General features: G+C 69.4%; 21 protein-coding genes and 2 tRNA genes. 12 read left to right on the top strand and 11 right to left on the bottom strand.

The genetic code is table 11. The annotated features are described in order from the left end of the window. Positions 1–241: 241 nt before the first annotated feature. Positions 242–847: a tyrosine-type recombinase/integrase gene (locus tag B378_RS0115175; protein WP_017344616.1), complete on the bottom strand. Its 606-nt coding sequence runs from the start codon at positions 845–847 to the stop codon at positions 242–244. A gap of 216 nt (positions 848–1,063) precedes the next feature. Here B378_RS0115175 and B378_RS16910 point away from each other — a divergent pair, with 216 nt between their 5' ends. Beyond that, positions 1,064–1,534 (top strand): hypothetical protein, encoded by a 471-nt coding sequence (locus B378_RS16910; RefSeq protein ID WP_155118227.1) that lies wholly within the window; start codon positions 1,064–1,066, stop codon positions 1,532–1,534. A gap of 256 nt (positions 1,535–1,790) precedes the next feature. Here the strand turns inward: B378_RS16910 and B378_RS0115170 are convergent, their stop codons facing one another. The 3 genes from B378_RS0115170 to B378_RS0115155 form a co-directional block, all read right to left on the bottom strand. Next, a complete protein-coding gene (locus B378_RS0115170) occupies positions 1,791–2,015 on the bottom strand; it encodes a hypothetical protein (RefSeq protein ID WP_017344615.1) in 225 nt (74 codons plus the stop codon). Then, the gene (locus tag B378_RS16905; protein WP_017344614.1) at positions 2,008–2,181 is read right to left on the bottom strand and encodes a hypothetical protein; all 174 of its coding nucleotides are present in this window, start codon (positions 2,179–2,181) and stop codon (positions 2,008–2,010) included. The genes B378_RS0115170 and B378_RS16905 overlap by 8 nt, the downstream gene beginning before the upstream one ends. Positions 2,182–2,574: 393 nt before the next feature. Then, positions 2,575–2,648 (bottom strand) — tRNA-Tyr (locus B378_RS0115155). Positions 2,649–2,809: 161 nt separating this feature from the next. Here B378_RS0115155 and B378_RS0115150 point away from each other — a divergent pair. Next, complete coding sequence (locus B378_RS0115150) at positions 2,810–3,700, top strand: hypothetical protein (RefSeq protein WP_017344613.1); 891 nt, start codon at positions 2,810–2,812, stop codon at positions 3,698–3,700. Between the two features lie 39 nt (positions 3,701–3,739). On the opposite strand, the gene B378_RS0115145 is transcribed toward B378_RS0115150, so the two are convergent. Continuing rightward, entirely contained in the window at positions 3,740–5,473 is a 1,734-nt protein-coding gene (locus B378_RS0115145; protein ID WP_017344612.1) for a S8 family serine peptidase, read from the bottom strand. A 162-nt stretch (positions 5,474–5,635) separates the two neighbouring features. On the opposite strand from B378_RS0115145, the gene B378_RS0115140 reads away from it, so the two are divergent. Beyond that, entirely contained in the window at positions 5,636–6,226 is a 591-nt protein-coding gene (locus B378_RS0115140) for an NAD(P)/FAD-dependent oxidoreductase (protein WP_017344611.1), read from the top strand. A gap of 45 nt (positions 6,227–6,271) precedes the next feature. Here B378_RS0115140 and B378_RS0115135 read toward each other — a convergent pair whose 3' ends face one another. Both B378_RS0115135 and B378_RS0115130 read right to left on the bottom strand, forming a co-directional pair. Further along, positions 6,272–7,912 carry a succinic semialdehyde dehydrogenase gene (locus B378_RS0115135; RefSeq protein ID WP_017344610.1) on the bottom strand — a complete coding sequence of 547 codons (1,641 nt, stop codon included), beginning with the start codon at positions 7,910–7,912 and terminating at the stop codon, positions 6,272–6,274. A gap of 67 nt (positions 7,913–7,979) precedes the next feature. After that, the gene (locus B378_RS0115130; RefSeq protein WP_017344609.1) at positions 7,980–8,999 is read right to left on the bottom strand and encodes an AI-2E family transporter; all 1,020 of its coding nucleotides are present in this window, start codon (positions 8,997–8,999) and stop codon (positions 7,980–7,982) included. Positions 9,000–9,515: 516 nt separating this feature from the next. Here B378_RS0115130 and B378_RS0115125 point away from each other — a divergent pair. From B378_RS0115125 to speB, 4 genes are all read left to right on the top strand, one after another. Continuing rightward, entirely contained in the window at positions 9,516–10,685 is a 1,170-nt protein-coding gene (locus B378_RS0115125) for an aminotransferase class I/II-fold pyridoxal phosphate-dependent enzyme (RefSeq protein WP_017344608.1), read from the top strand. Further along, entirely contained in the window at positions 10,685–10,969 is a 285-nt protein-coding gene (locus B378_RS0115120) for a hypothetical protein (protein WP_017344607.1), read from the top strand. The genes B378_RS0115125 and B378_RS0115120 overlap by 1 nt, the downstream gene beginning before the upstream one ends. A gap of 110 nt (positions 10,970–11,079) precedes the next feature. Further along, on the top strand, positions 11,080–11,457 hold the full coding sequence (locus tag B378_RS0115115) for a translation initiation factor IF-5A (RefSeq protein WP_017344606.1): 378 nt from the start codon (positions 11,080–11,082) through the stop codon (positions 11,455–11,457). 5 nt (positions 11,458–11,462) lie between these two features. After that, positions 11,463–12,305 (top strand): agmatinase, encoded by an 843-nt coding sequence (gene speB, locus B378_RS0115110; protein WP_017344605.1) that lies wholly within the window; start codon positions 11,463–11,465, stop codon positions 12,303–12,305. Between the two features lie 12 nt (positions 12,306–12,317). Here speB and B378_RS0115105 read toward each other — a convergent pair whose 3' ends face one another. Together B378_RS0115105 and B378_RS0115100 are read right to left on the bottom strand one after the other, a co-directional pair. After that, positions 12,318–12,569 (bottom strand): hypothetical protein, encoded by a 252-nt coding sequence (locus tag B378_RS0115105; protein WP_017344604.1) that lies wholly within the window; start codon positions 12,567–12,569, stop codon positions 12,318–12,320. Between the two features lie 76 nt (positions 12,570–12,645). Then, a complete protein-coding gene (locus tag B378_RS0115100; protein ID WP_017344603.1) occupies positions 12,646–14,295 on the bottom strand; it encodes an amidohydrolase in 1,650 nt (549 codons plus the stop codon). A gap of 81 nt (positions 14,296–14,376) precedes the next feature. On the opposite strand from B378_RS0115100, the gene B378_RS0115095 reads away from it, so the two are divergent. Beyond that, positions 14,377–14,826, top strand: coding sequence for a universal stress protein (locus B378_RS0115095; protein WP_017344602.1), 450 nt, complete (start codon positions 14,377–14,379; stop codon positions 14,824–14,826). A 14-nt stretch (positions 14,827–14,840) separates the two neighbouring features. On the opposite strand, the gene B378_RS0115090 is transcribed toward B378_RS0115095, so the two are convergent. Next, positions 14,841–15,800 (bottom strand): alpha/beta hydrolase, encoded by a 960-nt coding sequence (locus B378_RS0115090; RefSeq protein WP_017344601.1) that lies wholly within the window; start codon positions 15,798–15,800, stop codon positions 14,841–14,843. 49 nt (positions 15,801–15,849) lie between these two features. On the opposite strand from B378_RS0115090, the gene B378_RS0115085 reads away from it, so the two are divergent. Further along, positions 15,850–17,232, top strand: coding sequence for a DEAD/DEAH box helicase family protein (locus tag B378_RS0115085; protein WP_017344600.1), 1,383 nt, complete (start codon positions 15,850–15,852; stop codon positions 17,230–17,232). Positions 17,233–17,775: 543 nt separating this feature from the next. Here B378_RS0115085 and udk read toward each other — a convergent pair. Next, entirely contained in the window at positions 17,776–18,474 is a 699-nt protein-coding gene (gene udk / locus B378_RS0115080; protein WP_017344599.1) for a uridine kinase, read from the bottom strand. 182 nt (positions 18,475–18,656) lie between these two features. Between udk and B378_RS0115075 the strand changes: the two genes are divergently transcribed. From B378_RS0115075 to B378_RS0115065, 3 genes are all read left to right on the top strand, one after another. After that, the gene (locus B378_RS0115075; protein WP_017344598.1) at positions 18,657–19,388 is read left to right on the top strand and encodes a cyclic nucleotide-binding/CBS domain-containing protein; all 732 of its coding nucleotides are present in this window, start codon (positions 18,657–18,659) and stop codon (positions 19,386–19,388) included. An 87-nt stretch (positions 19,389–19,475) separates the two neighbouring features. Beyond that, positions 19,476–20,036 (top strand): GNAT family N-acetyltransferase, encoded by a 561-nt coding sequence (locus B378_RS0115070; protein WP_017344597.1) that lies wholly within the window; start codon positions 19,476–19,478, stop codon positions 20,034–20,036. A 61-nt stretch (positions 20,037–20,097) separates the two neighbouring features. Next, positions 20,098–20,171, top strand: a tRNA-Thr gene (locus tag B378_RS0115065). Positions 20,172–20,188: the final 17 nt, after the last annotated feature.

The following is a 20,188-nucleotide window of genomic DNA, read 5'->3' as shown; positions in this document are numbered from 1 at the left end:
AATATAGTCGCTGGTGCGAAGTGTCCTCACTGTGGTTCAACAATCGAGGGTGAAAATATAGATATATTGATGGGAACTGGATCGTCTAACACGGAGGGCTATAATGGGGGTATGACGAGTAGTTCAACAACATCACTTCGCGTCTGTCCCTCTTGTAACACAATCTTAGGATAGTGTTTTATTGGTTCAGGCGGGCTGAACTGTTTTTCAAATAGAACGCGGCTTCCGTGCCGATTAGTAACTACACCCGATCGATGTGGTCGTAGACTCTCTCGGTGGTCTGGATCGTCGCATGCCTGAGCCGGTTCCGCACGTCGTTGTGACCCTCCTCAACGTTGAGCATCCGGTAGGCGATGCTGTGGCGGAGCGTGTGCGGCGTCACGTCCTTCGGGTCACCTCGCCCAGTGACCGTCATCGGTCGCACGTCGGCGCCGACGGCGGCCTCCCGGACGACGTTGCGGACCGACTCGGTCGTCATCCGATCAGACTGCCGTGACGGCCACATAGCCGCAGCCTCCTTCCAGCGACCGGCGAGATACGTCCGAAGCGTCCGGACGGTCTCGTCGGCCAGCTCAATTTCGGTGTAGTTCGGCGTGCGGTCGGTCGGGTAGTCCTTCTGGATGTCTGCCGGGAGCGCGAGAACGCCGTCGTCGAGGTCGATGTGGTCGGCCACGTCGAGCGCGACGGCCTCCGCGACGCGGAGCCCGGAGTCGTAGAGCGTCGCGATCAGCGCGTCGTTGCGAGCGGCGAGGTACGGCGCGCTCGCTTCGACGGTCGCGGAACGCATCTGGTCAACCTGCTCCGGCTTGAGCCAGACGGTCGCTTTGTCCTGAGTTTGGGTTTCCATTGTTCGGGGTGTTTCGAGGTAGCTGGTTTATAAACGGTTCAGGGGAGGTGCGAGTTTGGGTTTCTGTATAGAGAATCCCAAACTGGTCTGATGGGTACGCACACCAAATGTCAGTGAGGTCAGAGACGATACCAAAGTTAACCTTTTTGTCAATGGTGCTTGTACATTGAGGTGACAAGTTCGTATTACAATATTTAAACTGATATAATATTCAAAATGTATGGTTTTGCTCTCTCTGTCTTCGAGATTATTGGACTCATAGCTCCGCTGGTAGCAATTCTCATCATCCAGATAGTGAGGAATGAGGAGCTACGTTCTGCTATACCCGATAACTGGATTCTTGAGCTTTCTACCGGTTTGTTCATCACTGGGCTACTCCTTATTGGAGCGATATTCGGGGCAACAGCTGTCGCATCTAGATCCCTCACCAGTATTTTTGAACTAATCACTCTGTTTTTCCTAGCGAGTGGGATCGGCGGACTCGTGATCTCAGCAACAGCTATTCCAGCATTAGTTATGTTCGACTCATTGGATTTCGACGACGAGGAACAGACTGAGCTTGAGGACCACGCAGAATCACAATCGGGTAACACACAAGATGAAACAGACAGAGACTCTGGGCAAGATTTAGGTTCACAGGAAAATGACGATGAGGTACAGACGGTTGAGCCCGACACAGAGAACTGATACAGAGCCGTTCCCCTACACCAATGACAACCACTGGAATGAGCCGGTCCGAGATTCGGAATACTGCTTCCCGTCTTCGGCGGCTTTTCCTTTTCCTTGTGATCGCCTTGGGGTCGGTAGTCTTCTCTACAGCAATTAGCCATCCGGCCGCACAGATCGCATCGGTCGGGCTGTCTGCATTCTTCTTTGGCTATTTGCTCTACGTTGGTTCTCCTCTCCTCAAGCGAATAGTCTCGTAAATAAATAACAGACTGGTTCATTCTTTCCTCACGTACTCGACGACGTGTGCCGCGTTCTGCTCGTCATGGCCGACGAACCGCGTCTCGCCCGGCTCGACGTGGATCCGCTCGCTATGGTCGCACGACAGGCACGTCACCTCATAGATGCGGTGTCGACGGCGGTCAGCCGCGTCCTCGACGTCGCGCTTCCCGCGGAGGTCGACGTTCGGCGCCGCGCCCTGGACCGTCGCGTCGTTACGCATCGGCCACCCCGTCGCCGTCGCGGTCGCCGTCGACGAACGCGGTCGCAGTCCCGCACCGCGGGCAGGTCGTGGTCCGCCTCCGCTGAACGTCGTCGGTCGTCTCGACGAGCGTCCGGACCCAGTCGTGGCCGAACAGCCGGCAGCGGAGGTCACGTATCGCGGTCACCTCTGCTCTCCGCGGCTTCGACGTCGATCTCGATGTCGACCGTCTCGTCGCTGTCGCGACGAGTGCTCATGATTCACCCCGTCCACTTCGAAATTCGCACGACCGCGTCGGGGGCGTTACGAACCTTGTTGAACTCCGATTTTTCGGGGCATCTTCTGAAAACGTGGCCTAACGGCTCACATCTTCTACGGACTGAAATAGCCGGTTCTGGGTTCTACCCGGAATCGGCAAGAAGCTGCCATCTGCCCTCCCCGAATTGAACTCGCCGAGACAGTCCGGGCGTGCGGCTCGCTTCGCTCGCCGTTCCGGGCTGTGACTCGTCTGCTCAATTCGGGTCGGTCGTCCCTCTCGGTCAGCAACCGCTCGCTGTCGCTCACGGTTGCTGAGGTTCAGTCCGCCCTCCCCGAATTGAACGGGGGACAAGTCGATCTACAGTCGACTGCTCTACCAAGCTGAGCTAAGGGCGGTTACCGAAACATAGCCGCCGGATTCGACTTAAGGGTTCCCTTTCAAATCCGGTGTGATCCGCCGTACCGCGGCCCCGATCGCCAGACTCGAACGCCGCTCGTGTCGCGACCGGACCGCCTCGCCGCGCGGCAGTTAAGTCGCTCGCGGCGGGAGCGGGGACATGGCCGACGGCGACGACAGACAGGCGACGTTCGGGTCGGACGGGAGCCTCGAAACCGAGACGACGCCGGACGCGACGGGCGAGAACGACTTCGGCGAGGAGAAGGAGGCCAACGAGACCGACGGCGGGTACAGCCGCTACGTCGTCTCCAGCCTCCTCCAGAAGGCGGTCCGGCGCTCCGACGAGGAGGTCGCGGCGTGGGCGGCGTGGGAGCTGGCCCGGTCCGGGTACGCCTGGAACCTCTGGGACCGGCTCAACCTCTACGTCGTCGAGGACCTCCGCGCGGGCGACGAGGTCGCGCTCCTGATCGAGCGCTACGAGGAGCTCGCCACCGAGCGCTGGGAGCCGGCCGAATGGAAGGGCCGCCTCTGCGCGATCCACGCCGCGCTCGCGGCGGCCCGCGCGCGCTCGACCCGCGAGGCGTCGAACGCCGACGCCTACTTCTCCGCGGTGGCCGAAATCCGGGCCGAGGCCCGCGAGCGCGGCGAGGAGCCGGCACACGACTTCCCCGTCGGCGACCTCGAACCGGAGGGGACGTTCGACGCGGTGTTCGACGGGCACACCGGCGAGGGGTCGAAGCGCGGGCGCGGCACCCGATTCTTCAAGACGCACGGGGCCCGCGTCGGACCGGAGGGCGAAGACGAGCAGAGCGCGCGCTGGCAGCGGCTCGCGATGATCCTCGACGAGGCGGTCGAGTACGACGCCGACGAGCTCGACCGCGCTGTCGAACCGGTCGACCCAGACGACCCGTGGGGTGAGTCGGAGTCGGACGGCGAGGGTCCGAGCGAGAAGGACGCCACCGGAACGAGCGCGAGCGACGGCGACGACGAGGACACGGGCGACGACGGCGACGACGACGGGAGCGGTTCGCTCAGCGACTTCGCGGAGTGACCGCTCCCGAGTTCGTCGAGGCCGTCGACGACCTCGGCCTCACTCTCTCCCGGCGCGAGCGACCGCGGTCAGGCTCGCGAACGCGACGGCGACGACCGCGGCGACGGCGCCGAATCCGGGCGCCCCGTCGTCGGTGCCGTCGCTCGATCTGTCGGTCTCCTCCGTCTCGGAGTCGTTCGGTTCGGTCTCGTTCGTCTCGGTCCCGTTCGCGTCGCTCGCGACCGACTCCGGCGGCGCCGCCTCGACGGCGGCCCCCACGGCGGCCGGCGCGTCGACGACCCCGTGGCCGTACCGGGCGTCGGGCGCCGTCGCGTTCTCGGGGTGGACCGCGGTGTCGACGAGCGCCGACTCGATCGCGGGGGCCGCGACGCGACCGTCGGTCGCTGCCACCGCGAGCGCCGCGACCCCGCTCACGTGCGGTGCGGCCATGCTCGTCCCCTGTCGGAATACGTAGCTCTCACGCGTGCCGGCGGCGGCGCTGGCGATCCGGACACCCGGTGCGGTCACGTCGGGGACGACGTACGTCGCCGGCCAGTCTGCCGGATGCTCGCCGAAGGCGTCGCTTGCGTTTATCCGCTGGCCGCCCGAGAACGGCGGGACCCGTCGCTCCTCGTCGACCGCGCCGACGGCGACCGCGTCGTACGCGTTGGCGGGCGACGAGGAGGCGTTCGGGCCCTCGTTGCCGACGGCGGCGACGACGACCGTCCCCGTCGCGCGGGCGTTCCTGACCGGCCCGACGAACCCGCGGAACGTGCCGTTCGCGCCGAGGCTCAGCTGGAGCACGTCGGCGTCGGCCGCGGTCGTCGCGTGTTCCATCGACGCGACGACCGCCGCGAACGTCGCCGTCCCGTTCTCGTCGAACGCGTCGAGCCCGTAGAGGCTCGCCTCGGGCGCGACGCCGATGTACGTCCCGGAGGCGTTCCCGCCCGTCGCCGTCCCCGCGACGTGGGTCCCGTGGCCGTCCGGGTCGCTCGCGTCCGCGACGTCGTCGCTCACGAGCGTCCCGTTCTCGTCGAACGACGCCCACCCCGCGAGGTCGATGTCTCGGTGGTCCGGGTCGACCCCAGTGTCGACGACCGCGACGGTCGCACCCGCGCCCCGCGTGTCGAACTCACTCCACGCGGTCGGCGCGCCGATCCGCCGCACACCGGCCACGGCCCGACCGCTCGGGTCGGCGCCGAGCTGTGGGTTCGCAGTCGCATCGCCCCCCGACTCGGCGTCGGCCTCGATCGGCTCGATAACGACGTTCTCGTGGATCCGGGCGACGTTCTCGACCGCGCGCAGATCGGCCGCCGTCACGCGCCCCGCGTCGACGGTGACGAGCAGCGCGTTCGCCAGCCAGAACTCACGTTCCACCGTGACGCCGGGCCGCGAGGCCGCGAACGACTCGAAGGCCGCCTGCTCGGCGGCGGCGTGGTCGCGCAGGTCGGCGACGGTCGCGCTCGCGTTCGCGCCCGTCGCGGGAACGCCCTCCGTCGCGCCGAGCGCCGCGGGGTCCTCGACCGAGTCGAACCGCACCACGAGTTCGACCGTTCCGTTCTCCCCGTCCAGCGGTGACCCGCTCCGATCGGTCGTCGAGGGAGATCCGTCGTGGACCGACCCCGCGGCGGGGTCGGCGGCCGCGACGCCGGCGGCCCCGGCCGCGACCGCGACGAGGACGACGCCGGCCGCCATCGCGAGCGCGACTGCGACGCGGACGCGCGGATCGCGAGACCGAGCCCGTCCCTCCCCGAGCGACCCCCGCGTCGACCCGTTCCGCGACCGGCCGTTCATTACACGCCACCCTTCGAGGGTCGGCGCAAATACCTTCTGCTCGGTCGAGGTGGGGCCAACCGGTCGCGCGTCGGCCGGGGCAGGCCGACAGCGAGACGCGCTCGGCGCTTACCGATCCCCGCTTCCGCCAACCCTTATGCGCCGGCCGGCGTAGACGCGCACATGACGAACGTCGTAATCGTCGGCGGCGGACCCGCCGGCCTGAGCGCAGGACTGTTCGCGAGCAAGAACGGCCTCGACACCACCCTGTTCGACACGGACGGGACGTGGATGCACAAGGCGCACCTGTTCAACTACCTCGGCGTGGGCTCCGTCGGCGGCAGCGAGTTCATGGCGACCGCGCGCCAGCAGGTGGACGACTTCGGCGTCGACCGTCACCAGGGCGAGGAGGTCACCGGCGTCGAGGCGACCGGAGACGGCTTCACGGTCTCGACCGAGGACGGCGAGTACGACGCCGACTACGTCGTCCTCGCGACGGGCGCAAACCGCGACCTCGCGGAGGAGCTTGGCTGCGAGTTCGACGACGACGACACCGTCAGCGTCGGCGTCTCGATGGAGACCAGCGTCGAGGGCGCCTACGCGACCGGCGCGATGGCCCGCGCCGAGGAGTGGCAGGCGGTCATCTCCGCGGGCGACGGCGCCGCCGCCGCGCTCAACATCCTCTCGAACGAGAAGGGCGAGCACTACCACGACTTCGACGTCCCCGACACCGCGGCGTCGGTGTTCGGCGACCTGATCGACGACGAGGAGTAACCCCTTTTCGGCGCGCCCTTCCGCGCCGATCCGTTATCCGTCCCTTCAGCGACGCGACAGGCGCCGCCGTACCGCGTCGACGCTGCGTCGGATCCCCGACCCGACCCGCATCGCGGCGAACGCGCCGCGGACGAACCAGTCCGTCGGGATCCGCTCGGGGAACGTCAGCGGGCCGACCCGCGAGACGCCGACCGTTCGGGCCTCCGTGTACCGCTGAATCCCCTCCCTGCCGTGCCGGCGGCCGAGCCCGGAGTCGCCGAACCCGCCCATCGGTGCGTCGTTCGCGCCCCACGTCGCGAGGAAGGCGTCGTTGACGTTCACCGTGCCGCAGTCGATCTCGCGGGCGATCTCGGCGCCGCGCTCGCGGTCCGCGGTCCAGACGCTCGCGTTGAGTCCGTACGGGGAGTCGTTGGCGGCGTCGACCGCGGCCGCCGCATCGGGGACCAGCGTCACCGCGACCACTGGGCCGAACGTCTCCTCGCACGCGACCGTCGCGTCCGGGTCGACGCCGGTCAGTATCGTCGGCTCGTAGCAGTACGGCGCCACGTCTGGCCGGGCGCGGCCGCCGGTCTCGACGGTCGCGCCGCGCTCGCGGGCGTCCGAGACGTGCGACTCGACGCGGGCCAGCTGGTCGGCGTCGACGAGCGAGCCGAGGTCAGCGCCGTAGTCGTAGCCGGTCCCGAGCGTCAGCGCCTCCGTCTCGCGGACGAACGCGTCGAGGAAGTCCTGATACGCGGACTCGACGACGTAGATCCGCTCGGCGGAGAGGCAGAGCTGGCCCGCGTTCGAGAAGCAGGCCTGAACCGCGCCGCGGGCGACCTCCTCGACGTCGGCGTCCCCGAGTACGACGAGCGGGTTGTTGCCGCCGAGCTCCAGCGAGCAGCCGATCAGGTTCCGGCCAGCGCGCTCGGCGATCGTCCGGCCCGTCGCCGTGCTTCCGGTGAACGCGACGTAGTCGACCGCGTCGATCAGCGGCGGGCCGATCTCGGGCCCCTCGCCCGTGACGACCTGGAAGAGGTCGTCCGGGAGGCCGGCGAGCTCCAGCAGCTCTGAGAGCAACAGGGCCCCGTACGGCGTCTTCTCGTCCGGTTTGAGGACGACCGCGTTGCCCGCGGCCAGCGCGGGGATCGCGTCGGCCATCGACAGCGTGAGCGGGTAGTTCCACGGCGAGATCACGCCGACGACGCCGACCGGCTCGCGCGTGACCGTCGCGGTCGTGATCCCGGGCGCGACGCCCCGCCGCCGCTCGTCGGCGAGCGCGTCGGGCGCCTCGCTCGCGACGTACGCGCAGCCGGTCGGCACGTCGAACAGCTCCTCGACCGCGGTGCGGCGGGACTTCCCGGTCTCCAGTTGGAGGAGGTCGAGCAGCTCTTCCCGGTGGTCCGCGACGAGCTCGCCGAACCGCTCGACGACGCGGGCGCGCTCCTCCGCGGGCTTCTCAGCCCACCGCTCCTGCGCGTCCCGGGCGCGCTCGACCGCGGCCTCGACGTCGTCGGCGTCGCAGGCCGGCACGCTCCCGATCCGCTCGTCGGTCGCCGGGGCGAACACGTCGATGCGGTCGCCGTGGTCGCTCGCGTCGTCGTCCGCCGGCCGCGAGCGCGCCACGCGGTCGGCGAGTCCGTCGAGCCGTCGCGCCGCGAGCGTCGGGGCGTTGCCGACCGCGGTCGGGGGGTCCGTCGAGGACATCGGATACCGTGTCGACGGGCGGCGGAGGGAAAGCCGTACCGGCGACGGGGGCAAGTGCGGGAGCCGGTCAGTCCGTCGAATCGCGGCGCTCGGCGGTGGCGTCGGCCGAGGCGCCGGTCTCGGAGAGCATGTCGACGGTTTCGAGGAGCAGCGACACGACGAGGGGGCCGACGATGACCCCGACTGCGCCGAGCGTGAGAATGCCGCCGACGAAGCCGACGAAATACAGCCCGGGAGAGATCTTCCCGGTCCAGTCGGCGAGCTGGGTCCGGATCACCGCGTCCGGGACGAAGGCGACGACGACGAGGCCGACCACCAGCACGGCGACCGCTCGCCCGGTCTCACCCACGAGCAGGTCGCCGACCCCGAGCGCGACGATCAGCACGCTCGGGCCGACGACGGGGACGAACTGGAGGACCCCCGCGATGACGGCCAACAGGACCGGCGAGCCGTAGCCGAGGAGCCGGAACACCGCGAGCGCGAGGACGAAGGTCCCGGCCGCGGTCGCGGCCTGAAGCACGTAGATCGAGTACAGCGTCCGCCGCGTCCGCTCGTGGAGCCGAGCCGGGATGTCGTGGTACTCGGCCGGGACGACGCCGAAGACGGCCGTTCCGACCGCGTTCGGTCGGTAGAGGATCCCGTAGACGAGGAAGGTGAACACGACGAGCTCCAGGACGAGCACCGGCGCGGCGGCCGCGACCGCCAGCGCGACCTCCCGGAGCCACGCCTCGGCGGCCGCGACGAAGGGCGCGATCTCGACGACCGTCTCGAACCCGCCGACGCTGATCGGGACGACGTCCGGGATCCCCTCGAGGATCGCGATCAGCTCCGACCGGCGCCGGTACAGCGCGTACAGCAGCGGCGCCACGAGGAGCGTGGCGCCGACGAACGCAACGGCGGTGGCGACGGCGCACGCGATCCGCCGCGAGAGGCCGCGGCCGACGAGCCGCTGGCGGAGGGGGTAGAGGACGTACGCCACGGTGACCGCGAACACGACCGTCCGCAGCACCTCTGCCAGCACGGCCGCCGCGAGCGTCGCCAGCGCGACGAGCAGCACCGCCAGCAGCCGTTGCCGGGTGAGAACCATGTGTGCGAGTCACGATCGGCGAGGAAAGTCGTTGCGGTGGCCGCGGCGACCGCGAGCCTATTTTTAAAAGCCCGCGACTGGTGGCGACGATGGCTTATAAAGAACAATGCGGTCGGCGCGTGCCTCCGAGCGCCCTTTGGGCGTGAGGAGCGCGCGCGAGGGAGTCAGTCGCCGGAGCGAAGCGGAGGCGACTGACGAGGCTGGGGAGGCGTGAGGTGCGGTCGCGGTCGGGTGGGACTCAAAGGGGCAGCCGCGAGGCGGCCGCAGGCGACGCAAGCACTGGAGGGAGCGAGCAGCGCGAGCGACCGAAGCGCGCAGCGAGCGTGCGGCCGCCTCGCGGCTGGGGCGTTGGAGGAGTTCATCGCCGATCGGCGATCAGCGATTTATAAACAATCCACCGAGATTTGGACGCATTTCTCGTCGACGTATCGAAGGGGCACCACGAACACGTCAATCCGCCCCGCGGTCGCCGTGAGCAACCACAGCACCTAACCTCGCGCCGGCCCGAGGACGCCCATGCGCATCGACCCGTTCGGCCTCGAACGCTGGTTCGCGGAGCACGAACACGAGGCCGACATCATGCTGGCCGAAAGCGGCATCCGGTCGCTTGACGCGAGCCGATTCGACCTCGACCCCGGGAAGCTCGGCTACGTCATCCCGACCAACGGCGACCCCGAGTTCCGGGCGTCCGTCGGCGACCGCTACGACCGCTCCGCCGACGAAGTCCTCTTCACCTGCGGCACGCAAGAGGCGAACTTCCTAACGTTCCTCTCGCTGCTCGGCGACGAGGGCGCCGTCGACGGGGAGGGCGACGCCTCGGACGCCGACGCGGCGGGCGTCGGCTCCGGCACCCACGCCGTCGTCGTCACCCCCACCTATCAGGCGCTCCACGCCGTCCCCGACGCCTTCGGGGACGTCACCCGCGTCGAACTGGAGCCGCCGGAGTGGGAACTGGATCCCGACGCGATCGCCGACGCGGCCCGCGACGACACGGCCGTGATCGTCGTCAACAATCCGAACAACCCGACCGGGCAGTACCACGACGAGGCCGCGATGCGGGCCGTCTACGACGTCGCCGTCGAGCGCGACGCCTACCTGCTCTGCGACGAGGTGTACCGCCTGCTCGCCGACGAGCCGCAGCCGCCGGTCGCGAGCTACGGCGCGCACGGTATCTCCACCACCAGCCTCACGAAGGCGTACGGGCTCGCCGGACTGCGGTTCGGCTGGATAGCCGGCCCGGAGCCGGTCGTCGAGCGCGCGTGGCAGTGGAAGGACTACACGACCATCTCGCCGAGCCTCTTCGGCCAGCACGTCGCGAAGCAGGCGCTCGGCCGGCGCGAGGACCGGATCCTCGCCGAGAACCGCGAGCTTGCGGCCGATCACCGCGAGACGGTCGCAGAGTGGGTCGACCAGCACGACCTCGACTGGCTCGACCCGGTCGGCGTCAACGCGTTCGTCACTGTCCCTGACGGCTTCGACGACGCGGAGGCGTTCTGCCGGACGGTCGTCGAGGAGGCGAGCGTCGTCCTCGCGCCCGGAAACCTGTTCGGCTTCCCGGACCGCTTCCGGATCGGGTTCGGCCTCCCGACCGAAGAGCTGGAGGAGGGGCTCGACCGCGTGAGCCGCGTGATCGAGGACCACGCAGCGCCCTCCGACTCGGCCGCAACGACCGGAGGTGACGCCTGATGGGGCTGTTCGGCGAGCTCAAAGAGGACGTGGTCGAGTTCGTCCGCGACCCGACCGACGAGCAGAAGATACTGGTGACGGCGGCGGTCGCCATCGCGATCGCTGACCGCGCGCTCTACTTCGTCGACTTCCCGTTCGTCGTGCGGACGACGGCCGCCGTCGGCGTCGGCTTCATCGTCATGTTCCTCGTCAGCTACCTGTACACGGGACAGTTCGTCCCGCCGGACGGGAACGTCGACGACGACGAAGGGGTAGAGGAGTACGTCGACGAACTCGACCCCTGACCGCCACAGCCGAGTCCGGCGAACTCACCACGGGCGGGGACGCCACCCGGCGAACGCCCGCTCGACAGCGTTCCAAACAGTTTATACACGCGACGCGGGAATTGACGCTCATGCCGCGAGAGCAGAAGCAGGTTCGCGAACTCCAGGAGGGCAGCTACGTGATGATGGACGACGCGCCCTGTAAGATCAACCATTACAGCACCGCCAAACCCGGTAAACACGGCAGCGCGAAGGCCCGCGTCGAGGGGAAGGGCGTCTTCGACGACAAGAAGCGCTCGCTCTCGCAGCCGGTCGACGCGAAGGTGTGGGTCCCGATCATCGAGCGCAAGCAGGGACAGGTCGTCAACGTCAGCGGCGACGAGGTCCAGGTGATGGACTTAGACACCTACGACACGTTCACGATGCGGATCCCCGAGGGCGAGGACTTCACCTCGGACGACAACATCGAGTACCTCGACTACGAGGGCCAACGGAAGATCATCGGGTAGTCGGCATGTTCCCCGGGGCGACGACCGACCGCGAAGCTGCTTCCTACGTGGTCGTCGGCGCTCCGCTCGACGCCACGACCACTTTTCAGCCGGGCACCCGGTTCGGACCGGACCGGGTCCGGAAATTCGCCGAGACGTACGACGACTACGACCGCCGCACCGACAGCCGCTTCTCCGCGCTCGGCGTCCACGACGCCGGCGACGTGCGTCCGTGGGACGACGTCGAGGCGTACCTCGACCACCTCGCCGCCGAGCTGCGGAGCGTCGTCTACGACGACGCGACCCCCCTCCTCCTCGGCGGCGAACACACGGTCACGTACGCGGGCGTCGACGCCGTCGACCCCGACGTCTTAGTCGTCGCCGACGCGCATCTCGACCTCCGCGAGGCGTACGACGGGAACCCGTGGAACCACGCCTGCGTCACGCGCCGCTGCCTCGACGACCTCGGTGTCGACCGCGCGGTGATCGTCGGCGCGCGGACCGGGTCCGAGGCGGAGTGGGAGCGGGCGGCCGACGCCGACGTCGAGGTCATCCCGCCCGAGGACGCTCGCGAGTGGCTCGACGCGCTCGACGGCGAGGACGCGTTCGGAGACGACTCCGTCTACTGCTCCGTCGACGTCGACGCCCTCGATCCCGCCTACGCGCCCGGAACCGGGACGATGGAGCCGTTCGGACTGGAGCCCCGCGAGGTCCGCGACTTCGTCCGCGCGGTCGCCCCCTATGCCGACGGGTTCGACGTCGTCGAAGTGAACGACCGCGACGACGGGCAGGCGGCGGCGCTCGCGGGCAAACTGCTGCGGGAGTTCGTCTACGCGCACGCGGCCGGCGAAAACGGGCCGGGCGAGTGACGGACGAGAGCGTTACGAGACCTCGGAGAGCCGCCGCCGTGCGGCGGTCACCGCCTCCATCGCGTCGATCCACTCGCGGGGGTCGGTACACCAGATGCGGTCCCCCTCGACGCTAACACAGAAGACCGACTCGCCGGAGGGCGACAGCGTGACGCGGTCGACGTCGGGGCGGTCGCCGAGGTACGCGTCGATGAGCCGTCGGGCGGTCTCCGCCTCCGAGCGGAGGCGGTTGCCCTCGGCGTACTCGATGGCTATCTCTGCCATACGCCCAGTTTAGAACTACACGATTAATAACTGCTGTTTTCTGGCAGCGATTGCGGCTTCCCGGTCGCTCCGTCTCCTATCGGCCGTCGAACACGACCTCGCCGTCGACGACGGTCAGCGCGACGTCGATATCGTCGATCGCGTTGTCGGCCTCCCACGGCGACGCGTCGAGCGCGACGAGGTCGGCCCGCTTCCCCGGCTCGACCGTCCCGAGTCGGTCCTCGTCGAAGCCGGCGTAGGCGGCGCCGCTCGTGTACGCACGCAGCGCCTCGGTGACGGTGAGCCGCTGGGACTCGGCCGGGGCGTTGACTGCGTGATGAACGCCGAACAGCGAGTCCATCGGCATCCCGTCGGAGCCGAACGCGAGTTCGACGCCCGCGTCGAGCATCTCACGGTAGCGGTTCGTCTCGGCGGTTCGCTCGGGTCCCAGCCGCGCCTCGTAGAGGCCGTCCTCCCGCGCCCACTTCAGGAAGTTCGGCTGGACGCTCGCGACGACGCCCGTCTCGGCGAGCCGCTCGATGGCTTCGTCGTCGGCCAGCTCGACGTGTTCGATCCGGTGGCGCGCCTCGCCCGCGTCAATCCGCGAGGCGTCCTCGTAGGCGTCGAGCACGGCGTCGACCGCCTCGTCGCCGATGGCGTGGGCGGTGAACTGGAAGCCAGCCTCGGTCGCTTCCGCCACCGTCTCGTTCAGTTCCTCGGGGTCGACGACCCACTGGCCGGTCTCGTCGGGCGCGTCCGCGTACGGCTCCGAGAGCCGGGCCGTCCGGCCGCCGAGGCTCCCGTCCGTGTACGACTTGATCGCGCCGGTCTCGACCATCTCGCTTCCGGCGTTCGTCGCGAGGCCGACCTCGCGGGCCGCGTCGAGGTGGTCGCTCCAGTAGTTGATCCGGACGCGGGCGGTGAGCTCGCCGGCCGCGTCGAGGTCGCGGTAGACCCGCGGCGCGTGCGAGTCGCGGACCATGTCGTGGAAGCCGGTGATCCCGCGGGCGGCGCAGTGCTCCAGCGCGGCCTCGACGATCTCCCGCGTCTCCTCGCGGTCCGGCTCGACCGCCCGGTAGATCGGGTCGATGGCGGCTTCGAGCAGAACGCCGGTCGGCTCGCCGTCGCCGCCGATCACCTCGCCGTCGCCGCCGGTCGGCACCGTCTCGTCGGGGGCGTCGGCGAGGTCGTCCGCGAAGCGGTCGAGCGCGACGCCGTTGACCGCGGCGACGTGCATGTCCTCGCGGAACGCCGCGACCGGGCGCTCGGTCGAGACGCGGTCGAGGTCCGCGCGGGTCAGGTAGCGCGACTCGTCCCACGTCGACTCGTCGTAGCCGTAGCCCAGTACCCAGTCCTCCGCTTCCCCGTCGCCGTCCGGCGCCTCGTCGCCGCTCGACTCGGATTCCACTTCCGCCGCGCGCTCGGCGAGCAGGTCGACGGCCGCGTCCGGAGAGTCCGCCGCGGAGAGGTCCGCGTGGACGAGGTAGCGGCCGACGGTGGTGAGGTGGGTGTGCGCGTCGACGAATCCGGGGAGGAGAACGCGACCGTCGAGGTCGACCACGTCGGTGTCGACGCCGGCGAGCAGTTCCACGTCGTGGGTCCGGCCGGTTCGGACGATTTCGCCGTCGCGCACGGCGACCGCCTCGTGAACCGCGTCGCCGCCGTTGTCTGCGTCGCCGCCGTCCTCCGGGTCCGCGAGCGTGTGTACCTCTCCGTTCACGAAGATCCGGTCCGCGGCCTCGGTCATGGAAATTCGGGGGGTACACAGCGTGTTAACCGTTCGGGAAACGGCGACCGATTTATTCGGAGGCCCGACGAATCGCCGCGTATGTACGACAACGTCCTCCTGCCCACCGACGGAAGCGTCGGCGTCGACCGCGCGATCGACCACGCGATCGACGCCGCCGACCGCTACGACGCGACGCTCCACGTCCTCTACGTCGTCGACAGCGACGTGGTGAACGCTTACTCCGGCGACGAGTTCGTCGACGGCGCCGAGGGCGCCGAGGAGACGCTCGAAGAGACCGGCCGCGAGGCGCTCGACGCCGTCGCCGAGCACGCCCGTGACGCCGGCGTGGATGCGGTCACCGCGCTGCGGTACGGCGTCCCACACGAGGAGATCCTCCGGTACGCCGACGAGGAGGACGTCGACCTCACGGTGATGGGCTCGAAGACGCGCTCGGGCGACTACCGCCGGATGCTCGGCTCCGTCACCGAGCGCGTCTCGCGGCAGTCGCCCGCGCCGGTGAGCATCGTGAAGACCACGGTGGAGGCCTGAGCGCCGCGGCCATTTTATAAGCGCTCCCGCACGTCCGCCGCGACCGCCGACAGCGCCGCCTCCGCGACGTCCACCCGGTCCGCGAGGCTACAGAACCCGTGCGCCATCGCCGGGTAGTGGCGGTGTTCGACCGGCGTCCCCTCGCGCTCGAACCGCTCCGCGAGCGCGACACCGTCGTCGCGCAGGGGGTCGAACCCGGCCGTGACGACCGTCGCGGGCGGGAGGTCGCCCAGATCCGGCGCCCGGAGCGGCACCGCGTAGGGGTTCACGGCGTCCACCGGGCTCCGGAGGTACTGGTCGTAGAACCACTTCATGTCCGCGCGCGTCAGGAGCGGGCCGTCCGCGTTCTCGCGGTAGGAGTCCGTCTCGAAGTCGTACCCGGCGATCGGATAGAGGAGGAACTGACCGGCGGGCTCGGGGAGGTCGCCGAACTCCCGGGCGCGGAGCGAGGCCGCGACGGCGAGCGCGCCGCCGGCGCTGGTCCCCGAGACGCCGATCCGGTCGGAGTCGACGCCAAGCGAGTCGGCCGTCTCCGCGACCCACGCGACCGCGGCGGCGGCCTCGTCGACCGCGACCGGGAACGGGTGTTCCGGCGCGAGCCGGTAGTCGACGGAGACGACGACCGCGTCGGCGCGGGTCGCGAGCTCGCGGCAGATCCCGTCGACGGAGTCGAGCGTGCCGAGCGTCCACCCGCCGCCGTGGCAGTGGACGAGGGCACGGGCGGGCGAGTCGCGGGCGTCGCCCTCGGCGACGGTGCCTTCGGGGCGATACACCCGGACCGGCACCTCGCCGTGCGGGCCGTCGAACGCGAGATCGCGGACCTCGGCCACGGGCGGCTCGGGCGGCCCGGAAAACAGGTCGTCTTCGAGGTCGCGGGCGGCCTCAACGGAGAGGTCGCTCCACGCGGGCGGTCCCAGCGACTCGATTTCCGCGATCGCCGCCGCGAGGTCCGGATCGAGTTCGGCCGCGCGCATGGCGGACTGAGACGGTGGGCCTTTGTAAGTCGGTCGGCAACTCCGGGCGATGGACGTCCGGCTGACCTACGAGGACGGGACGATCCGGGTCGACGCGGACGCCGACCTCGGCCCGGACGCGCTCCCGCCGCTGCCCGGCGTCGAGACCGACCCGCGGACCGGAACCGGCCGCGCGCCGGCGCACCGCTACGCCGAACTCCGGCGGGCGCTCCGGGTGGCCGGCGTCTCGGTCGACGACCGGGTCCTCGACGCGAGCGACCGCGCCGCCGAGGACGCGGGGCTGCCGGACGCGCTCGCGACGGACTACGACCTCCGCGAGTACCAGCGCGAGGCGCTCGACGCGTGGCACGAGGCGGGCGACCGCGGCGTGATCGAGCTCCCGACCGGCGCCGGCAAGACCGTGATCGCGATCCGCGCGATGGTCGAGTTGGGCGTCCCGACGCTCGTCGTCGTCCCCACGGTCGACCTCCTCGACCAGTGGCAGCGGGAGTTGGAGCGCGAGTTCGACGTCCCGATCGGGCGGTTCGGCGGCGGCGAGCAGCGCCGCGAGGCGGTCACGGTGTCGACGTACGACTCGGCGTACCTGAAGGCGGACGGCGTCGGCGACGCCTTCGAGTTCGTCGTCTTCGACGAGGTCCACCACCTCGGCGGGGAGGGGTACCGCGACGCCGCGCGCCTCCTCGCCGCGCCCGCGCGGCTCGGGCTCACTGCCACCTTCGAGCGCCCGGACGGCGCCCACGAGGTCGTCGCCGACTTGGTCGGCGACCGCGTCTACGCGCTCGACGTGGACGACCTCGCGGGCGATCACCTCGCCCCCTACGACATCCGGCGGATCGAAGTCGAACTGACCGACGAGGAACGCGAGCGCTACGACGAGAAGCAGGGGACGTTCGTCGAGTACGTTCGCGACGCGGGGATCACGTTCTCCAGCGGGAGCGACTACCAAGAGCTCGTCAAGCGGTCGGGAAACGACCCAGCGGCCAGAGAGGCGCTCCTCGCGAAGCAGGACGCCCGCGAGATCATGATGAACGCCGACCGCAAGGTCGAGCAGCTCGGGGAGATCCTCGACCGCCACCGCGACGACCGCGTGATCGTGTTCACTGCCCACACCGACCTCGTCTACCGGCTCTCCGAGCGCTTCCTGCTCCCCGCGATCACCGCCGAGACGGGCGCGAAGGAGCGCCGCGAGATCCTCGAACGCTTCCGCGACGGCACCTACGGCCGGGTCGTCGCGGCGAACGTCTTAGACGAGGGGGTCGACGTGCCCGACGCGAACGTCGCGGTCCTGCTCTCCGGCTCGGGCAGCGAGCGCGAGTTCACCCAGCGGCTCGGCCGCGTGCTCCGCCCGAAGGAAGACGGCGGGCGGGCGACGCTCTACGAGCTCGTCAGCGCCGAGACCGCGGAGGAGCGGGTGGCGAGCCGGCGGCGGTAAGCCGGAACGGTTGAGATGCGATATTTAAATGACCGTGAGCGGCTGCGACGATTACTTATAAATAGCGGTGCGGTCGGCGCGTGCCTGTGAGCGCCCGAAGGGCGCGAACAGCACCGCGCGAGGGAGTCGGTCGCCGAGCGAAGCGACGGCGACCGACGAGGCTGGGGAGGCGTGAGGCTGCTGTGCGGTTGCGGTCGGGTGGGACTCAAAGGGGCAGCCGCGAGGGCGGCGCAGGCGGCGCAAGCACCGCAGGAACGAGCGGAGCGAGTGACGAGGAGCGCAGCGAGCGTGCGCCGCCCTCGCGGCTGGGGCTTTGGCGGTGTTCACCGCCGACATACGAGCAGTAGTTTATAAACGAGCGGCTGGGGCTTTGGCGGTGTTCACCGCCGACATACGAGCAGTAGTTTATAAACGAGCGGCTGGGGCTTTGGCGGTGTTCACCGCCGACATACGAGCAACGATTTATAAGCAAACGACCGGGGCTTCGGCGACAGATGCCGTCATTCCGGCATTCACGCCCGGAGACCCTACGTTTCGAACTGATTAATCGTCGCTGTCCATGTCGAGCGAGCGCTTCTCGCCGAGCTCCGCTTCGAGGCTGCCGCGTTCCCAGCTCCGGACCGCGTCTCCTTCGACCTCTGCCCGAAGCTTCTCCTCTAAGAGGTTCACCGCGACGCTGTTGGCGCCCTCCGGGATGATCACGTCGGCGTGCTTCTTCGAGGGCTCGATGAACTGCTCGTGCATCGGCTTCACCGTCGAGAGGTACTGGTCGATGACGCCTTCGAGGTCCCGCCCACGCTCGATCACGTCCCGCCGAATTCGCCGGAGAATACGCACGTCGGCGTCGGTCTCGACGAACAGCCGGAGGTCCATCATGGCGTTTATCTCCTCGTCGTACAGCGCCAGGATTCCCTCCAACACGATTACGTCCGTCGGCTCGACGGTGACGCGCTCGTCCTCGCGGTTGTGGATCTCGAAGTCGTACTGGGGCATCTCGACGGACTGCCCCTCCAAGAGGGCCTCCAAGTGTTCCCGGAGGAGTTCCCACTCGAACGCCGACGGGTGGTCGTAGTTGACCTCCTGGCGCTCCTCGAAGTCGAGGTGCGAGAGGTCCTCGTAGTAGTTGTCCAGCGGGATCCGGGTGACGCTGTCGCCGAGGTCGCGGGTGACGAGCCGGGAGACCGTCGTCTTCCCGGCGCCCGTCCCGCCCGCGATCCCGATCACGAACGAGGGAATGGCCATATCGACGTTCGAACGTCGGAGGGTTTGAACGCTCCCTTTCGCGCTTCGCGCGTGGTCGTCGGGCCCGGCTGCGGACGGGTCGCTCCTTCGGGCGGCATGCTAACCGATCTCACGAGTAGGACCGGCGCGAATAAAACGCTACCGGGGGCAGCTTTTAGCCGGTTGGAGCGGATCCGAGTCGTATGCGAACAGACACCACGGTTCGTGACGTGATGCACCGCGAGTTCCTCGGCGTCAGCGAGTCGGACTCGCTCCCGGAGGCGGCCGCGCTGCTGGTCGACGAGGAGACGAACTGCCTGGTCGTCGTGCGCGGCGGCGAGCCGGTCGGGCGCCTGGAGTCCCGCGACGCGCTCGACGCGCTGCTCTCCGCGACCGGCGTCGCCGACGACTCGGACGATACTCCCGATCCCGCCGACCGCACCGTCGGCGACGTAATGGGCCCGCCGCTGCCGACGGTTTCCCCTGACGACTCACTGGCGGCGGTCGAAGAGCGGCTCGTCTCGGAGGGAGCGGACCGCGTCGTCGCGGTCGACGACGGCGAGGCGGTCGGCGTCGTCACGGACGGCGACGCGCTCGCCGCGGGCGCCCCGCGGACCGGCGCCGGCGCCGAGGGGTTCGGCGAGGAGGCCGCGGCCGGCAGCCCCCGATCGGACGGAACGGTGCTGTCGGCTGCAGCCGCCGCGGACTCCGACGCGGAGCGGGGCGCCGAGGCGACGATGGACCCGGAAGCGGCGGAGCGCGCCGCGGCCGCGTCCCGCGACGAGCCCGCCGGTACCGACGGCGGCGCCGACTCCGTCGCGGGCGCGCCGAGCGGCGCCTCAACGCAGGGCGTCTGCGAGAACTGCGGCGCGCTGGTTCCCGACCTCGTCACCGCGAACGGGCAGGCCGTCTGCCCGAACTGCCGCGAGATCTGAGCGAACTGCCGCGAAATCCGAGTCGGCCTCGAAGCGAGCGATTCGCCGGCCGGCAGCCTCAACACGCCCCGAGCCGAAGGCGATCGCATGGGCGAGACGGACGCGCGGATCGAGCCGGCGACCGCCGACGACGTCGACGCCGTCGTCGACATGTGGGTGACGCTCGCCGCCGGTCAGCGCGAGCACGGCGCCACGCTCCGCGGCGAGGCGAACCGCACCGCGGTCCGCGAGTGCGTCGCGCAGTCGGTCGTGACGGGGGAACTGCTCGTCGCTCGCGAGCCGGCCCCCGACGCGGAGACGGACGGCAGTGGCGACCGCGACGCCGACCCGGTCGGCTTCGTCGGCTTCTCGCTCGAACGCGGCGACTACGAGCGCGACGCCGTCCGCGGGACCGTCAGTAACCTGTTTGTGGTCCCGGAGCGACGAGGGGAGGGGATCGGCGCGGCGCTGCTCGACGCGGCCGAGCGCGCGCTCGCCGAGGCGGGCGCCGACCGCGTTGCGCTGGAGGCGCTCGCCGACAACGACGGCGCCCGAGCGTTCTACGCTGAACACGGCTACGAATCACACCGCGTCGAACTCACGAAGTCGTTGAGCGGCGTCAACGGCGACGGACGCAGCGACGACGGATCGGGCGACGAAAGCGACTGACGCCGGCCGGGTTCGCGGAAAGCGACACGCACACATAGGAGGACCGAGTACGGCCGCACGCGCCAGGGGAGCATGGGTGGTTCATGCACTCGACTTGTAATCGAGACTTCCGGGGTTCAAATCCCTGCCCTGGCTCTATCACGTTTCTGAAC

Origin of the sequence: Halorubrum sp. T3 (assembly GCF_000296615.1) — an archaeon.
Lineage (GTDB): Archaea > Halobacteriota > Halobacteria > Halobacteriales > Haloferacaceae > Halorubrum > Halorubrum ruber.
Note: the sequence above shows the minus strand (reverse complement) of the source record. Positions and strands in the feature narration are given on the sequence as shown.

Excerpts from the sequence above, each read along its gene's own strand:
- B378_RS0115175 (WP_017344616.1), bottom strand. The coding sequence starts at position 847 with ATGGAAACCCAAACTCAGGACAAAGCGACCGTCTGGCTCAAGCCGGAG.
- B378_RS16910 (WP_155118227.1), top strand. The coding sequence starts at position 1,064 with ATGTATGGTTTTGCTCTCTCTGTCTTCGAGATTATTGGACTCATAGCT.
- B378_RS0115170 (WP_017344615.1), bottom strand. The coding sequence starts at position 2,015 with ATGCGTAACGACGCGACGGTCCAGGGCGCGGCGCCGAACGTCGACCTC.
- B378_RS0115150 (WP_017344613.1), top strand. The coding sequence starts at position 2,810 with ATGGCCGACGGCGACGACAGACAGGCGACGTTCGGGTCGGACGGGAGC.
- B378_RS0115145 (WP_017344612.1), bottom strand. The coding sequence starts at position 5,473 with ATGAACGGCCGGTCGCGGAACGGGTCGACGCGGGGGTCGCTCGGGGAG.
- B378_RS0115140 (WP_017344611.1), top strand. The coding sequence starts at position 5,636 with ATGACGAACGTCGTAATCGTCGGCGGCGGACCCGCCGGCCTGAGCGCA.
- B378_RS0115135 (WP_017344610.1), bottom strand. The coding sequence starts at position 7,912 with ATGTCCTCGACGGACCCCCCGACCGCGGTCGGCAACGCCCCGACGCTC.
- B378_RS0115130 (WP_017344609.1), bottom strand. The coding sequence starts at position 8,999 with ATGGTTCTCACCCGGCAACGGCTGCTGGCGGTGCTGCTCGTCGCGCTG.
- B378_RS0115125 (WP_017344608.1), top strand. The coding sequence starts at position 9,516 with ATGCGCATCGACCCGTTCGGCCTCGAACGCTGGTTCGCGGAGCACGAA.
- B378_RS0115120 (WP_017344607.1), top strand. The coding sequence starts at position 10,685 with ATGGGGCTGTTCGGCGAGCTCAAAGAGGACGTGGTCGAGTTCGTCCGC.
- B378_RS0115115 (WP_017344606.1), top strand. The coding sequence starts at position 11,080 with ATGCCGCGAGAGCAGAAGCAGGTTCGCGAACTCCAGGAGGGCAGCTAC.
- speB (WP_017344605.1), top strand. The coding sequence starts at position 11,463 with ATGTTCCCCGGGGCGACGACCGACCGCGAAGCTGCTTCCTACGTGGTC.
- B378_RS0115105 (WP_017344604.1), bottom strand. The coding sequence starts at position 12,569 with ATGGCAGAGATAGCCATCGAGTACGCCGAGGGCAACCGCCTCCGCTCG.
- B378_RS0115100 (WP_017344603.1), bottom strand. The coding sequence starts at position 14,295 with ATGACCGAGGCCGCGGACCGGATCTTCGTGAACGGAGAGGTACACACG.
- B378_RS0115095 (WP_017344602.1), top strand. The coding sequence starts at position 14,377 with ATGTACGACAACGTCCTCCTGCCCACCGACGGAAGCGTCGGCGTCGAC.
- B378_RS0115090 (WP_017344601.1), bottom strand. The coding sequence starts at position 15,800 with ATGCGCGCGGCCGAACTCGATCCGGACCTCGCGGCGGCGATCGCGGAA.
- B378_RS0115085 (WP_017344600.1), top strand. The coding sequence starts at position 15,850 with ATGGACGTCCGGCTGACCTACGAGGACGGGACGATCCGGGTCGACGCG.
- udk (WP_017344599.1), bottom strand. The coding sequence starts at position 18,474 with ATGGCCATTCCCTCGTTCGTGATCGGGATCGCGGGCGGGACGGGCGCC.
- B378_RS0115075 (WP_017344598.1), top strand. The coding sequence starts at position 18,657 with ATGCGAACAGACACCACGGTTCGTGACGTGATGCACCGCGAGTTCCTC.
- B378_RS0115070 (WP_017344597.1), top strand. The coding sequence starts at position 19,476 with ATGGGCGAGACGGACGCGCGGATCGAGCCGGCGACCGCCGACGACGTC.